This window comes from Klebsiella sp. RHBSTW-00484 (assembly GCF_013705725.1).
In the GTDB taxonomy this organism is placed as follows: Bacteria; Pseudomonadota; Gammaproteobacteria; order Enterobacterales; family Enterobacteriaceae; genus Klebsiella.
The window spans coordinates 3387018-3402069 of the sequence record NZ_CP055481.1; the positions used below are offsets into that span (position 1 = coordinate 3387018).

Sequence of the window (15052 nt, forward strand, 5' to 3'; positions counted from 1 at the left end):
ATTGCAAACTGCTTGTGATAGAAAATTGACATATATGCTGATTTCTCGATCGCAGGAAACTATTTGATTCCGGGACGGTTTTACACAACACTGCTCAAAATAACCTGATAACAGGATGCCCTATGCCCGTTTCTCGTCCCCGCCCTCAACGCGGCGCTTTTCCGCCAGGAACCCAGCGCTACGGCCAGTCTCATCTCGGCGCACCGCTGCTGTGGTTCCCTGCACCGCTGGCCGATAGCCGCAGCGGTTTAATTCTTGCCGGCACCCACGGCGATGAGAACTCATCAATCGTCACCCTCTCCTGCGCGTTACGCACGCTCAAACCGGAGCTGCGCCGTCATCACGTGGTGCTGGCGGTAAATCCCGACGGCTGTCAGCTAGGGTTACGTGCCAACGCACGTGGAATCGACCTGAACCGAAATTTTCCGGCGGCGAACTGGAAGGAAGGGGAAACGGTTTATCGCTGGAACAGCGCGGCAGAGCAGCGTGATGTGGTTCTGCTCACTGGCGAAAAGCCCGGTTCAGAGCCAGAAACCCAGGCGCTGTGCCAGCTGATCCACCAGACCCATCCCGCCTGGGTCGTTTCATTTCACGATCCGCTAGCCTGCATTGAAGATCCCGGCCACAGCGAGCTGGGACGCTGGCTCGCCAATGCCTTTACTCTGCCGCTGGTGGGCAGCGTCGGCTATGAAACGCCCGGCTCCTTTGGCAGCTGGTGCGCCGATATCGGCCTGCCGTGCATTACCGCCGAATTTCCGCCGATATCCGCCGACGAGGCCACGGATAAATACCTGTCGGCAATGATTAACCTGCTGCACTGGCACCCTCAAAGATGAAGTACGCCGGTGCTGAAATGCAGCGCCGGCTCAACATCGACCGCCAGCCAGGTTGGGCCATCAAGATCGGCAAAACGGGCCAGCGGCACCAGCGGCAACGCGGCGCTAATGGCTCGCGAGGTACACAGCATGCAGCCCAGCATCCGCGCAAATCCCTGTCGCTCCGCCTCCTCCGCCAACAGCAACGCTTCGGTCAGACCGCCGGTCTTATCGAGTTTAATATTGACCATTTCGTAGCGACCGCGTAACGCCGCGAGGCTGTCGCGGGTATGGCAGCTTTCATCAGCACAAACAGGCAACGGATGAATAAAATTCTCCAGCGCCGCATCGTCCCCCGCCGGAAGCGGCTGCTCCAGCATCGCCACGCCGATATCCGCCAGAAGTTGACAACGCTCAGCCAGACCATCGCTACGCCAGGCTTCGTTGGCATCAACAATTAACGTCGCCTGCGGCACCGCTTCGCGAATCGCTATCAGCCGTTCGCTAATCAGATGATCATCAAGCTTCACTTTCAGCAACGTGGCCCCTTTCTGCCACAGCGCCGCCGCGCTGGCTGCCATCTGCTCTGGCGTACCAATGACCACCGTTTGCGCGGTGACCACCCGGTTAGGCAGCATGACGCCTGACTGCTGAGCAATGCTCTTACCCGCACTGCGCGCTTGCCAATCCCAGAGCGCGCAATCGACGGCATTACGCGCGGCTCCCGGGGGGAGCAGACTTTGAATCTGTTCACGCGAGATGCCGCATTCAATCTGTTCGCCAATCGTCATAATCTGCGCCATCACCGAGGCGATGCTCTCGCCGTAGCGGGGGTAAGGCGTGCATTCCCCCACGCCTTTCACGCCATTTTCTTCGATCTCCACTACCACCACTTTGGCCTCGCTGCGGCTGCCGCGGGCGATCACAAAAGGAGTATGTAACGGCCAGGCTTCTTCATAGACTCGCAGATTTCGCATTCCCTGAACCTCGCAGGTAAATATTAAAAGGATTTGCCGTGCTGATGACTGATGTCATACACTAGCCAGAACGTTAACTATATGTAAACAGGAAGATAACCATGTCACAAACCGTGCATTTCCAGGGCAACCCCGTTTCTGTTCAAGGCACCATTCCGCAGGCAGGCGCTAAAGCGCAGCCGTTTACGCTGGTCGCCAAAGATCTCTCTGACGTCGCGCTGAGCCAGTTCGCAGGCAAACGTAAAGTGCTGAACATTTTCCCAAGCATCGATACCGGCGTTTGCGCGGCATCGGTACGTAAGTTTAACCAACTGGCGTCTGAACTGGACAACACCGTAGTGCTGTGCATCTCCGCCGACCTGCCGTTCGCCCAGTCTCGCTTCTGCGGCGCTGAAGGCCTGAACAACGTTGTCACGCTGTCCACCCTGCGCGGCGCGCAGTTCCTGGCCGACTACGGTGTCGCTATCTCCGCAGGCCCGCTGGCCGGTCTGGCGGCGCGCGCTGTGGTCGTCATTGATGAAAACGACCAGGTTGTTTACAGCCAACTGGTGAATGAAATCACCGAAGAGCCGGACTACGACGCCGCTCTGGCCGCGCTGAAAGCGTAATAACACAGCTAAGCACCCTGAGCCCTCGTTGATCGGGGGCTTTTTTATTCCCGCGCCGCATAGCGGGAGATAAAACGTGCAATCGCCGGACCGGTCAGCAAGATGGTGAACAGACGCAGCGTCTGCATCGCCATAATAAAAGACATATCCGCCCGCGTACCTGCAGCAATAATCGCCACCGTATCCAGCCCGCCGGGACTGGTTGCCAGATAAGCAGTCATAAAATCCAGCGGCAGAACCTGCGTTAATCCAAAAGCCATCAGCGCACACAGCAGAATCAAGCCAATAATCGACGCCAGGATCTGCGGTAAGGTTTTCAGCGCCAGCAAGAAAATCTGTTTATTAAACTTTAGACCAACGCTCCAGCCAATGGCGGCATAGGCCAACGCCAACAGCCATTCCGGGAGTTCGAGTACCAGCCAGCCTTCTCCCTGCACCAGCGCGCCGAGCAACATCGGAAAGAGCATCGCCCCCGACGGAAAGCGCAACCGCAGACCCAGCCACCCTGCCGCCGCGGTCAATAATAGCGTGAGCGGAAGCTGCCAGCTTATCGGCGGAAACCAGATAACCTGCTGAGTCATCTCCTGAGCATCGCCGCCGAGAGCGACGCGAACGACCAGCGCCGCAGCCCCGGCGACGAACAGCACCCGCAGGTACTGCATCAACGCCACCAGCCGGACATCGGCACCGTAATCCTGAGCCATAACCACCATCGCCGACGCGCCGCCCGGCGAGCTTCCCCACGCGCCGGTGGCACCAGGTAACGCGCTATAACGCACCAACAGCCATCCCGCCAGCGCGCTAATGGCGAGCGTAGAAAAAAGAATCAGCAGCACCAGCGCCCAGTTTGCCAACAGAACGCCGAAGATCGAGGGCGTGAGGCTGCGGGCAATCATGCAGCCAATAATCGCCTGGGCAGCAATAAAAAACGGGCGGGGTACGCGAATTTCTGCGCCGCGAAGGCTAAGAGTAATCCCGGCAATCATCGGCCCCAGCAACAGCGCGGCGGGGAGATGAAACCAGAACAGAACAAAGGAGAGCGCACCGGAGAGCGCCAGCAATTTCATCCACTGAAAGAAGTGACTACGCGAAATCCACATGCGTATTCCTGAGAGAAAAAGAGTAAAAGTGGAGTATATACAAGATAATGCTACGGGAAGAACCCCTCCCTTTTCTGGAAATGCAAACCGGCTGCACAAGCAGCCGGTGGCAATGATTACTCGTCGTTTTTCTTCTGGCTCAAGCCATATTCGCGCAGTTTATTGGCGATCGCGGTGTGCGAAACGCCAAGGCGTTTGGCCAGTTTACGCGTGCTGGGGAAGTTGCGATAAAGCTGGGTGAGCACAGAGCGTTCAAAGCGGCGAGTGATGTCATCCAGCGAACCTTCCATCGCTTCTTCGCCCACAGGCAAGGAGGCCACATCGTGATCCGGTAACAGGATATCCTGCGGACGCAGTTCAAAACCGTCCAGCTGCGTCAGCGCGCGATAAACCGCGTTCTTGAGCTGGCGCACGTTGCCCGGCCAGCTATAGCGCGTCAATACGCTATTCAAATCCGCAGAGAGTTTAGGACGCGGGATCCCCTGCTCATCGGCAAAGCGCGCCACGAACAGTTCGGTCAACGGCATGATATCCTGCGGGCAGTCGCGCAGCGGCGGCAGATACAGGGTCAGAACGTTGAGACGATAATAGAGATCTTCACGGAATAGTCCTTTCTGTACCAGCTCCACCAGGTTTTTCTGGGTGGCGCAGATCACCCGCACATCGACATGAACCTCATGATCTTCACCAACCCGGCGGAAGGTACCATCGTTGAGAAAACGCAACAGTTTGGTCTGCATTCTCGGCGACATCTCACCGATTTCATCCAGCAGCACCGAGCCGCCGTTAGCCTGCTCGAAGAAGCCTTTTTTACCCTGAATCGCATCGCCAAACAGCTCGCTTTCCACCGCGTCTTCCGGAATAGAGCCGCAGTTCAGCGCCAGATAGGGTTTTCCTGCGCGCGGGCTGGCCAGATGGCAGGCTTGAGCCAGCAGATCTTTACCGGTGCCGGTATCGCCAACAATCAGCAGCGGCGCACTAAGCATTGCCAGCTTGCGGGCCTGCTCCACGACATGGCGCATTTTTGGACCAACGGCGAGGATCTGACTAAAGGCGCTGGTATCCTGAATGGTCATGGTTTGCAGCTGGCGGCCCATACGGACCGTCGAACGCAGCATTGCCACCGCACCGGTGAGCACTCGCTCGCCGTGCTCACCTTCCAGATAGACCGGGGTGATTTCCAGCAGGAAATTCTGTCCGTTAACCACAACATGCTCAGCATGCGATTCCTGCGGGCTATTTTCCAGCCAGCGCTGCACGTTAAAATCAGTGATCAATTGCGCGACCGGATGGCTGCGTAGCTTATCCTGGCTCTGGGCAAACAGCTGGCAGCTGGCCGGATTAGCCAGTTCAACTTTCCCCCTGGTGTCCAGAGACAGCACCGGTTCCGGCATCGCCACCAGCAGTGCGCTAAGTGCGAGATGTTCACGTTCTGATGGCATCCACGGCACGGTACGCACATCTGTCACTCCAGCAATACGGCGAATTTCCGCCATCAGGCTGCTGAAGTTGGCAAACTCCAGTTCGGCGAAATTGAGATAAATTCGGCCAATAGGGTCGATATCGATACCGCGCAGATCGATACCACGCAGCACCAATAAATCGAGTAATTCACGGGTCAGACCAAGACGGTCTTCACAAAAGACTTCAAGACGCATAGGAGTTTTCACCCTAAAAAGGCCAATGACGGATGAATAATAGGACAGTTATTTGCTGGCGTGAAGATAGCTGTCAACAATTATTGACAGCATGGCGGAAAAATGGCCTTTCTGCCGTAAAGTTATACGTTCAGAGCGGACACATGACCAGAATCGTTCAGACGAGTCATCAGCCCTCAAACCGGCAAGGTACCTTATGCTGGTTTGAGGGCAGCATCATCGAACCGCTCCGTTAACGCAAAATATCGACCACTCCCGTCCTTCCGTTCACCCTGACCCGCATTCCATTCTCCAGCAGCGTCATGACCCCGCGCACGCTCATCACTGCCGGAAGCTGCAGCTCCCGCGCGGTGACCGCCCCATGTGACAACGGTCCGCCGCTTTCGGTGATCACTCCGCTCGCGCGGTAAAACAGCGAGGTCCACGCAGGATTAGTCGTGCGAGCCACCAGAATCGCGCCTTTTGGAAAAGCAGCAAACTCCTCCGGCCCATGAACCAGAAAGACCTCACCTTCCACCTCGCCAGGGCTGCCAGCCATCCCCTGTAATCCCTCACCCTGCCGCAATTCGCGGATCGCATCATCTTCGCCAAGATTCCATGACGGACTACGCTGTTTCGCCGCCTGCCAGGCAGACTTATTGGCGTGCACCTGCGCGGCCAGATCTTCGAAAGCGTTCTGCGCCACCGCAGCGTCAAGATCGGCGAATGACGCGAAATAGAGATCATCCGCTTCTTGCAGAATACCCGCAGCCGTCAGCCGCTCCCCCATCTCGCGCACACCGCTGCGGAACGGCAGCGTAAGACGCGTGGTCTGATAATGCTCAAGGTCGTCCAGCCAGGTATAAACGCGCGCCAGGCGAGTCACCTCTTCAACAAAGTAGCGCAGATCTTCCGGCACCTGAGCCAGCCATGCGTGCTGCGCCGCTGAGGCAGCCAGCTTGCCGTTAAGCGCCTGCGCCGCCAAATCATCGTCCGGCAGCTCCACCAGCATTTTCAGCTGATCCAATACAATATGCGGCGCTTCAAGCCAGGTCGGATAATAAGCGTCGAAATCCAGCTCGCGATGGCCGTGGCGTTGCAGGAACTGGTTGAAGTCAGTATCAAACGCAGGATACGCGCTAAGACGTGAAACAAGCGCCAGCGACGGGGTATCGGCGAACTCCCGCAGCAGCTCTGGCTCGTTACGAACCTGCCGCGATAGCGCCCACAGCTCAGCGTTAACTTGCCCGGTTTTAGTCTCGGCGACCGACAGCAACAGATCGAACATCGATTTGGCTTCTGCCGCAGGCATCGACATTTGCAGGATCTGGTAGAGCACGGCATACAAGGTGCGCTGGGTCAGGGAAATAGCAATATTTGGCAGGAAGTAACGTTTACCCGCATCGCGTACCCGCAGCAGATAATCCCAGCACTGCGCCAGCGTGTAGCTCGCCAACGGCTCGCGCATCAATGCGCCGATTTCCAGCAGATAAGTATCCAGATCGCGCATCCAGCGGATCGGCAACTCCTGCACCCAGGCATAGCGCTTTGCCAGCGTCGGCAGAGCCGCTCGCAGTTGCTCCAGCGAACTGATGCCGCCGGGCATTCTGCCAGCATACAGTTCCACCGCATTCTGGTTGCCATAGACATAGCACTCTTTTACCGCGAACCATTTACCCCCAAAACCAGGCAAGCCCATCAGGGAAAAAGAGAAGTTGAGCGATTCATGGAAACCTTCCTCTACCAGATCCCAGGTCAACGGCGTTACCGCATTAGGAAAGCGTTCAGCGGATTCATCGCGCGTCCAGCGTTCCGGCACGAACGTGACCGGACGGGATTGCAGCAGATAGAACGACGCACCGGAAAATGCCCATTCAATATCCTGGGGAAAACCAAAAAACGCCTGCGCCTGCCGGGCGACGCTCGCCACCGTCAGACATTGTTCATCGCTAAGCGAACTCTGCGATTGCCGGGATGCGGGCAGGACCACATCGTGTACGCCCTGGCTGTCTTTCAGCAAAATCGTCGTTTTTTGTCCGATACTACGTTCCGTGACTTCTCCCTGCGGCATGGCAACGCGGTATTCATCCACCTCCCGCTCGCCGCCGACGACGCTCTCGCCTAATCCAAAGCAAGCGTTAATCAACACTTGCTCCAGCTCCCCGCGTACCGGATCGATGGAAAAGGCCACACCGGCCGCATCGCTTTCCGTCATCTCCACCATCTGCTGGATCACCACCGCCATCGCGGCGTCGAGGTGAACGAGTTGCAGATGCGCGCGATAGCGCATGGCGTGTTCATGCCATAACGAAACGTAGCATTCGCGCACCGCGTTGAGGATCGCATCAGCGCCGCGCATATTGAGCAAGGTATCGTGCTGTCCGGCGAAAGCCGCGCCGGGCAGATCTTCAAACGTCGCTGAAGAGCGCACAGCAACGTTCCAGTCCTTCGCCCCAAGCGCGTCCAGCCGTTGCGTTACCGCCACGCGTAGCGCTTGTGGCAAAGCTTGTCGACGAATGAGCGCCTGAATTTCGCGGCTGCATATGCCGAAATCGTCATATTGTTGCAGTAGAGTCTGGATTTGCTCTCTTAGCGGTGCCAGAAACAGCTGATAAGCAGAAGCCGACACAATCAGACCGGGCGGCACCGGCAGGCCCCCTGCGGTCAGACGCGCGAGGTTGGCGCCCTTCCCCCCGCTCAGCGCCAGTTCGCTGGCGTGCGGATCGTGAAAGGTAAAAATCATCGAGTCTTCCGTTAGCATTATGCTTTCCTTATCATGTTGTTACGGCGGGAGAAGCCGCAGCGGCGCAGCCATACCAGCACCAGAAACGCCAGCAGAGCACCAAAAATCAGATCGATACCGTAGTGATAGCGCAGATAGAGCGTCGCCAGGATCAACCCCACCACCAGCGGCGACAGCAACAGCGCGCAAAGATAGCGACGCTGTAAAAGCAGATAACCAAACACATAGAGGCTAATCCCGCAGTGCAGGCTGGGAAAAACGTCCATACCCGTTCCACCACTCGCCACCAGCGAAACCAGCAGCGCGGTCAGCGCGCCGCCTTGCGGCGGATAGGAAAAAACGTCCGGAAAGGCAAGATAAGGCCCGGCGGCAGGCACCAGTAAATAGCCGATAAATCCAAAGAGATACATCAGCATCAGACCATAGAAGAAACCACGGCTGGCAAGTTCATGGCGACGGAAAGCGCAAAACAGCACCGGCAGCAGAATAATGAAATAGAATGAGAGATAGCACAGGCTCATTACCTCACTTAACCAGACCCTCTCCCAGCCGAGCAGCCGTTCAGTCAATCCGCTACCGAATAGCCAACGATCGGCCGCCAGCAGCCAGGCGTCCATTGAGCGCGGCATCGCCAGCTGAATCGCCTTAAACAGAGGGAAAACCAGCCAGCTGGCGGCAAACTGCAGTACGCCAATCCAGCTGCGCCAGCGCGACGACGACGAACGCATTGATTGCAGCAACAGCAGCCAAACCATCACGCTGGCGATTACCGGCGCAATAAATTGGGGGTCACGCAGTTGCCAGGCGGAAAAAATCCCCAACCCGGAAATCAAGGCGATCAGGGCTAAATAGATCCCATACCCCGGACGGTTCCGGGGAGCCAAACCGACAAAATGGGCATTCTTTATCAGGCTCAAACGTTTTCCTCCCCCCAAACAGAACGTTGCCGCCACCCCAGGTAAGCCGCTGTATAAAGCAGCCACAGCCAGGGAAAGAGAATACCCAGCACAATCAAACAGGGCAGCCACAGCAGCGCGACGGCAAAACCGCTCGCCAGACGAAAAAAGGCCACCGTATTGCGCCCGTCGGCCTGTCTGCCAACCCACCAGGCGCAGAGCAGAACCGGAAAAAGTACCAGCACAAACGGCAGTTGCAGCGCGCAGGCCCAAATGTTTCTTTGCCGATGCCGCTTATCAGATGGTTTTTCAGCATGCGTTCCGCTTGCCGCTCGTTTAAAAGCCAACGCCCAGGATTCGCTATGCCGCCACTGGTGGGCATAGCCTTCGGCGTCCGCCATGGTCGCCTCGCTGTCGCAGTTGACCGAAACCTGATTCAACGCATTACTCACACATTCAGTGATTTCCGTTTCCCAGGCCTCCTGGGATTTATCCTCCCGAGCGGGAAATACCAGCGCTTCGCCAACCAGCAGCTCAACCCGCGAACCAAAGCGATCCGGAGCCTGATAGAAACTCCCTACCGGGATCACCCGAAAGCGCTGGCCTTCCTGCAACAGTCGGCGAATGATTTTCACCGTTCCCGGCTGATAAGGCTGTGGTGCATAGCTCCATTCGCTGGTGCCTTCCGGAAAGATCACCAGGCTGCCGCCCTGCTTGATATGAGCAATGGCGTGCAGCACCGGGTTTCCCGCCTGCGTCCGGCTAAAACCGTAGCGAGCACGATCCTTGTCGCGCACAACCGGAATGCCGGTAAATAGCAGGCGCAAAAAACGCGATCTCAGCAGCTGAACGGAGGCAAGAAACTGGCCATGCGGCAACAGCGGGCTAACCACCCAACCGTCGGTGGCCCCGTTACGGTGGCTGGCAAGCAGAATCGTGGGAATATCATCGTCCAGCGGTAAAACACGGTGGCCACGCTCGTCAATAAAGTCGATCGAAGCGTAGTAGAAATGGCTCAATAGCCTGGCGATAAAGCGATACCAGCGCGGTAGCGCTCTGCCCGGAGTGAAGAGCAGCCAGGGAAGATTACGTTTATCCATAACGTGCGGTTGTCATCATGTCCTTGTTTAACATTTCCGCACAATAATCGCTTCGCTGGGGGATTACAATAAGCAGTTTGGGGGCATCATCGCCCCCTCAGAATTACTGTGGATGAAATGCGGGCATCAGCTTCCGGTTATGTTCGATAACCTCATCCAGCGCCTGTTCAAGCTTCTCACCGCTGACGATCAGCGGGTTCAGCACCAGCGCGCGCCAGGCGGTATGCCGGTTACCCGTTATCGCCGCTTCGATGGTCAGCCGCTCGAAAGACTTCATCAGTTGCAGCAGGCGCAGCGTATCTTCCGGGAATGACGCCACGTTCAGCGGCTGCGGGCCGGATGCGGTAATCAGCGAACTCACCTCGACCGCGCAGTCGTCCGGCAGGCCGTTAATCGCGCCATTGTTACGCGTGTTAACGTGCATAATAATGCGCTTGTCATTATAAATACCGTTCATCAATTCACAGGCGGCTTCAGAATAATATTGCCCACCGCGCCCCTCCAGCGCCTTCGGTTTTACCGCCAGATTCGGGTCGCTGTATTGGGTGAAAAGCTCTTTTTCCAGCAACTTCACCACCTCGCCGCGAGTCCCTTCACCATCGGCCTCGGTCAGCTCCTGGCGCAGCATGTCATCCTTCATATAGTAATAACGCAGGTAGGCGCAGGGGATCATCCCCAGCCCTTGCAGCAAATGCTGCGGCCAGCGGAACGGCGGAATATTGCGCGGCACCAGCGGATCGTTACCTGCGCTAATCTGCGCAATGGCTTCCGGCAGCCACTCTTTGCCTTTATGCAGAATCTGCCGCACGAAGATGAAATGGTTCAGGCCCGCAACCTGCATGATGAAATCATTTTCGTTGGCGCAATTAAGCAGCTGTGCGACGCCCTTTTGCATAATCACCGGCACGTTGCACAGGCCCACGGCTTTAATTTTGCTATGACGCAGCACCGCTTCCGTCACCATGCCCGACGGGTTGGTAAAGTTCAGTAGCCAGGCGTCCGGGCACAGGCGTTCCATATCTGCCGCAATCTCCAGAGCAATCGGGATTGTCCGGCAGGCATTGGCAAAACCGCCCAGCCCGTTGGTCTCCTGGCCAATCAAGCCATATTTTAACGAGATGCGCTCGTCGCTGATGCGCGCATCCAGGCACCCGGCACGGAACTGCGAGCAGACAAAATCCGCGCCCTGCAAGGCGCTTTCGCGGTCAAGCGTCGCCACCACTTCAATAGACAAACCCGCTTTGGCAATCATTCGCCGCGCCAGCCCGGCGATAATTTCAACCTTTTCTTTGCCGTCTTCAATATCGACCAGCCACAGCGCCTTAACCGGCATCTCAGCGTGCCGTTTAAGTAAACCTTCGATCAGTTCCGGGGTATAGCTGGAACCGCCGCCAATCACCACAATTTTGAGTCCTGACATGGTATATCTCCATTTGATATAGGGTATAACTATTTAAAACCGTCATAACTGGCGGAACAAACGAAATAAAATGGCTCATGCATGAATATGATTAATGCATAACGGAGAATGACCATGCTGGAGCAACAAAGCATCCTGGCGCTACTACAAACCTTCGAAGTGACCGCGCGCCACCTTAGCTTTACCCTTGCAGCACACGAAATGAACCTCACCCAGGGAGCGGTGAGCCACCGAATTCGCAAACTGGAGATGCACATCGGCTTTCGCCTGTTTATCCGGCTAACGCGTAAGCTGGCGCTAACCGAAGAAGGCAAGCGCCTGCTGACCACGCTAAGCCACTCGCTGCGCGCTATTAATGATGAAATCGAAGATATTCGCGAACAGGATCTGCGCGGGACGCTGCATGTTGGCATCGCACCGACGCTGGCGCATTTGTGGTTGATGCCGCGCCTGTCGCGCTTTCAGGCGCAGTGGCCGGGGTTGAACTTACAGTTTCGCGTGCGGGCCGGAGTGATGGACTTTAACGAAGAGCGTGTGGACCTGGCTATTTACTACGGCGCGACCCAGTATCCCGATCTGTATCAAGAGCGGTTGATGAGTGAGAACCTGCTCCCGGTGTGCTCGCCGGAATATCAGCGTCAACATCAGCCGCTGAGCGCAGGAGCATCGTCGGGAGTGCTCTGGATCCACGCGTCTGAATCGACGGATGTCCAGGATCAGTTCAGCGAGTGGCGATTATGGTGTCAGCAAACGGGGGCGAATTTACCTTTTGAGGGGCGTTATTACGCCGTGAATAACCACTCCATCGCGATTCAGATGGCGGAGAACGGTTTAGGGGTGATGATGGGCCGTCAGACGCTGATTCAACCTCTGCTCGACAGCGGTAAGCTGGTGGCATTGAGCGAGGAAAAGGTGCCCTCGCCGTTTGGATATGACCTGATTTGCCCGCAAGAGAACCGCTCGCGCCCGCGTTTTCTCGCCTTTAGTGAGTGGTTACAAGATGAGTGTGGTCAGGATCAATCCCCGGTAACGCAGTTGTATGACCGGGATACAAACCAACAGCAGTCTGCTGGACGGTAGCCCGGACAGGTGCGCCAGCACCGCCTCCGGGAAACAACGCGCAATGCTGCCTCTGATTCTCTCCCCGGTGGCGGCTAGCGCCTTACCGGGGCTACGGATTCACAGCTATCTGCGGGTTGGTAGCCCGGACAGATGCGCAGCATCGCCTCCGGGAAAACAGCCGTCTGCGGGCCGGGAAGCCCGCAAAAACCGCTATTTCTCCGGACTGTTTTTACTCTTCTGTAAGGTATCTTTCAGTTGACCAATCAGCTCGCGGCGAAAATCGCCCAGCCGCGGCTTATCATCGGCGATCCATGGCAGCGGGCGACAGAGTTCCATCGCTTTAATCCCCAGCCGCGCGGTCAGCAGTCCGGCGCCAATGCCCTGGGCCGCGCGCGCCGACAGCCTGGCGGCCAGATCCTGCGACATCCAGTCCATCCCCACTTCCCGCACCAGCTCGCTGGCTCCGGCAAAAGCGATATTCAGCAGCACCAGACGGAACAGGCGCAGACGGCTGTAGTAGCCCAGCTCAATGCCGTACAGCGTGGCGATGCGGTTGATCAGACGTAAGTTACGCCAGGCGATAAACGCCATATCCACCAGCGCCAGCGGGCTGACGGCAATCATCAACGTCGACTCCGCCGCCGAGCGGCTGATTTCGCGCCGAGCCTGAGCATCGAGCACTGGCTGCACGATCTGCGCATACAGGCTGACCACTTCGCGATCGTTCTGCGTCTCATGGATCGCCGCATACCAGCGCTGTAGCGCCGGATGCGATTGATCCAGCCCCGCCTGCTGCGCGAGTTTTTCACAAAACGTACGCCCTTTGCCAACTGCATGGCTGTGCATCAAATCCCGCGCCTCATCGCGTTCGTGCGCTCGTTGACGCAGACGCCGCAGACGCCGCCATTCAGTCGCCACTGAACCGACGCCAGCGCCAATAATCAGCGCCCCGGCAGCGCAACCGCCAAGCGCGATCCAGTCCTGCGTCTGCCAGGCGGTCATTGTCCACTGCACGCCCTGCGCGACTACGCTCACGCCGAAAATAGTCAACCCGGCGCTGACCATTTTCCGCCACAGGCTACGTTTGGGCCGCAGAACTGATTCAACAACTGCCTCCGCCGCCCCCTCTTCTTCTTCCACGACATCAAGGCGCGCCGGAGCAAACTTCCCGGCATCCACGTCATCAAAAGCGCGGGCGGATTTGAGAATTTGCGCCTTTTCCGCCTCCAGCGGGCCGTCGAAATCGATACGCGGCTTTAACGGTTCGGTCATCGCAACTTATCTCCAATTAAAAATTCCAGCGCCGCATCGAGGCGAATATGCGGCAGCGGCTTATCAACATCCATCACCTGCGGACGGAAGTTTTCAAACTGAAAGCCCTGTTTCTCCCAGAATGCCTGGCCCGGCAGACGTGCGGGCACCTCGCCGGGATAGACGGTCAGCGGCTGGCCGTCGCTCAACCGGTTACCCCGCAGCGCGGGGATCTTTTCGCCGTTCACCTCGATAAGCCCGCTCTGGGTCGCCTGAATAGACGCCAACCCCAGGCAATCCATACTGATCCCCTCGAACGCCGCGTTTTGCCAGGCGTCCTGAATCAGCTGTTGCAGCAGCGACACCATATTACTGTGCTGATCGACGGTCACGTGATCGGCTTTGGTGGCCGCAAACAGCAGCTTATCGATAACTGGCGAGAACAAGCGGCGGAACAGCGTGCGCTGGCCATAGTGAAAACTTTGCATCAGCTGCGTCAGCGCCAGGCGCATATCGTTGAACGCCTGTGGCCCGCTATTGAGCGGTTGCAGGCAGTCCACCAGCACAATTTGCCGATCGAAGCGCAGAAAATGGTCTTTATAGAAACCTTTGACGACTTTCTCGCAGTAGTATTTAAAGCGCTCGCGCAACATCCCGGCATTGGTGTGTTTGTCCGCCTGAGCCAGCCTGGCCTCCCCAGTCGCATCAACATCCGGCCAGGGGAAAAATTGCAGCGCAGGCGCGCCGGCCATTTCGCCGGGCAGCACAAAGCGCCCGGGCTGAATAAAGTGCATCCCTTCGCGTTTACAGGTGTGCAGATAATCGGTCCACGCGCTGGCAATCTCCGCCAGGCGGGTTTCATCGGCCGGAGCCAGCGGGTCCAGCCCTTCACAAAGCTGCCGCCAACGCGTCGACCATTCTGCCCTCTGCCCTTGCAATAGCCCGGTCATCTGTCGTGACCAGGTGAGATAGTCCTGGGCCAGCATTGGCAGGTCCAGCAGCCACTCGCCGGGATAATCGACGATTTCCAGATACAGCGTTGAGGTCTCTTTAAAGTGGCGTAACAACGAATCGTTGGAACGATAGCGCAGCGCCAGGCGGATTTCGCTGACGCCGCGAGTGGGCGTAGGCCAGACCGGCGGCTGACCATACAGCTGGGCCAGCCCTTCGTCATAGGTGAAACGCGGAATGCCAAAGTCCCGCTGCGGTACGCGCTTGACGCCCAGCAGACGCTCTTCTCTGACCGCGCTAAGTAGCGGTAGACGCGCCCCGGTGTGAATATTCAGCAGTTGGTTGACCAGCGCGGTGATAAAAGCGGTCTTTCCGCTGCGGCTAAGGCCGGTAACGGCCAGACGGAGATGCCGATCAACCCCACGATTAACCAGCGCATTGAATTCAGTTTTGAGTCGCTTCATCGCCATCCTGTTGTGCCTGAAGAACGAG

At 57.4% G+C, this 15052-nt stretch carries 12 protein-coding genes; 3 read left to right on the forward strand and 9 right to left on the reverse strand.

All coding sequences use genetic code 11. The features are described from left to right. Window positions 1-122: 122 nt before the first annotated feature. Window positions 123-836 (forward strand): murein tripeptide amidase MpaA, encoded by a 714-nt coding sequence (gene mpaA / locus HV213_RS16160; protein WP_181482477.1) that lies wholly within the window; start codon window positions 123-125, stop codon window positions 834-836. Here mpaA and ycjG read toward each other — a convergent pair. Further along, a complete protein-coding gene (gene ycjG / locus HV213_RS16165; RefSeq protein ID WP_181482478.1) occupies window positions 827-1792 on the reverse strand; it encodes an L-Ala-D/L-Glu epimerase in 966 nt (321 codons plus the stop codon). The two genes, mpaA and ycjG, sit on opposite strands and share 10 nt — an antisense overlap. Window positions 1793-1893: 101 nt before the next feature. On the opposite strand from ycjG, the gene tpx reads away from it, so the two are divergent. Next, window positions 1894-2400: a thiol peroxidase gene (gene tpx, locus HV213_RS16170; RefSeq protein ID WP_139538013.1), complete on the forward strand. Its 507-nt coding sequence runs from the start codon at window positions 1894-1896 to the stop codon at window positions 2398-2400. 44 nt (window positions 2401-2444) lie between these two features. On the opposite strand, the gene HV213_RS16175 is transcribed toward tpx, so the two are convergent. The 6 genes from HV213_RS16175 to HV213_RS16200 form a co-directional block, all read right to left on the reverse strand. Next, a complete protein-coding gene (locus HV213_RS16175) occupies window positions 2445-3500 on the reverse strand; it encodes an AbrB family transcriptional regulator (RefSeq protein ID WP_181482479.1) in 1056 nt (351 codons plus the stop codon). Between the two features lie 116 nt (window positions 3501-3616). Beyond that, on the reverse strand, window positions 3617-5158 hold the full coding sequence (tyrR, locus tag HV213_RS16180) for a transcriptional regulator TyrR (RefSeq protein ID WP_181482480.1): 1542 nt from the start codon (window positions 5156-5158) through the stop codon (window positions 3617-3619). A 232-nt stretch (window positions 5159-5390) separates the two neighbouring features. Then, window positions 5391-7898 (reverse strand): PEP/pyruvate-binding domain-containing protein, encoded by a 2508-nt coding sequence (locus tag HV213_RS16185; RefSeq protein ID WP_228288543.1) that lies wholly within the window; start codon window positions 7896-7898, stop codon window positions 5391-5393. Next, window positions 7898-8797, reverse strand: coding sequence for a phosphatase PAP2 family protein (locus HV213_RS16190; protein WP_181482481.1), 900 nt, complete (start codon window positions 8795-8797; stop codon window positions 7898-7900). Before HV213_RS16190 ends, HV213_RS16185 begins: the two co-directional genes overlap by 1 nt. After that, window positions 8794-9876, reverse strand: a complete 1083-nt coding sequence (locus tag HV213_RS16195; RefSeq protein WP_181482482.1) for a lysophospholipid acyltransferase family protein — start codon at window positions 9874-9876, stop codon at window positions 8794-8796. The genes HV213_RS16190 and HV213_RS16195 overlap by 4 nt, the downstream gene beginning before the upstream one ends. A 103-nt stretch (window positions 9877-9979) precedes the next feature. After that, window positions 9980-11296 carry a 6-phospho-beta-glucosidase gene (locus HV213_RS16200; protein WP_181482483.1) on the reverse strand — a complete coding sequence of 439 codons (1317 nt, stop codon included), beginning with the start codon at window positions 11294-11296 and terminating at the stop codon, window positions 9980-9982. A 159-nt stretch (window positions 11297-11455) separates the two neighbouring features. On the opposite strand from HV213_RS16200, the gene HV213_RS16205 reads away from it, so the two are divergent. After that, a complete protein-coding gene (locus tag HV213_RS16205) occupies window positions 11456-12376 on the forward strand; it encodes a LysR substrate-binding domain-containing protein (RefSeq protein ID WP_249415952.1) in 921 nt (306 codons plus the stop codon). A 192-nt stretch (window positions 12377-12568) separates the two neighbouring features. Here HV213_RS16205 and HV213_RS16210 read toward each other — a convergent pair whose 3' ends face one another. Beyond that, window positions 12569-13630, reverse strand: coding sequence for a YcjF family protein (locus tag HV213_RS16210; protein ID WP_181482485.1), 1062 nt, complete (start codon window positions 13628-13630; stop codon window positions 12569-12571). Next, window positions 13627-15024, reverse strand: coding sequence for a YcjX family GTP-binding protein (locus HV213_RS16215; protein ID WP_181482486.1), 1398 nt, complete (start codon window positions 15022-15024; stop codon window positions 13627-13629). The genes HV213_RS16210 and HV213_RS16215 overlap by 4 nt, the downstream gene beginning before the upstream one ends. Between the last annotated feature and the right edge of the window lie 28 nt (window positions 15025-15052).

What these genes read in the sequence shown, in the direction of transcription:
- HV213_RS16195 (WP_181482482.1), bottom strand. Translation starts at nt 9,876, where the DNA reads ATGGATAAACGTAATCTTCCCTGGCTGCTCTTCACTCCGGGCAGAGCG.
- HV213_RS16215 (WP_181482486.1), bottom strand. Translation starts at nt 15,024, where the DNA reads ATGAAGCGACTCAAAACTGAATTCAATGCGCTGGTTAATCGTGGGGTT.
- HV213_RS16200 (WP_181482483.1), bottom strand. Translation starts at nt 11,296, where the DNA reads ATGTCAGGACTCAAAATTGTGGTGATTGGCGGCGGTTCCAGCTATACC.
- ycjG (WP_181482478.1), bottom strand. Translation starts at nt 1,792, where the DNA reads ATGCGAAATCTGCGAGTCTATGAAGAAGCCTGGCCGTTACATACTCCT.
- HV213_RS16210 (WP_181482485.1), bottom strand. Translation starts at nt 13,630, where the DNA reads ATGACCGAACCGTTAAAGCCGCGTATCGATTTCGACGGCCCGCTGGAG.
- HV213_RS16175 (WP_181482479.1), bottom strand. Translation starts at nt 3,500, where the DNA reads ATGTGGATTTCGCGTAGTCACTTCTTTCAGTGGATGAAATTGCTGGCG.
- mpaA (WP_181482477.1), top strand. Translation starts at nt 123, where the DNA reads ATGCCCGTTTCTCGTCCCCGCCCTCAACGCGGCGCTTTTCCGCCAGGA.
- tyrR (WP_181482480.1), bottom strand. Translation starts at nt 5,158, where the DNA reads ATGCGTCTTGAAGTCTTTTGTGAAGACCGTCTTGGTCTGACCCGTGAA.
- HV213_RS16185 (WP_228288543.1), bottom strand. Translation starts at nt 7,898, where the DNA reads ATGCTAACGGAAGACTCGATGATTTTTACCTTTCACGATCCGCACGCC.
- tpx (WP_139538013.1), top strand. Translation starts at nt 1,894, where the DNA reads ATGTCACAAACCGTGCATTTCCAGGGCAACCCCGTTTCTGTTCAAGGC.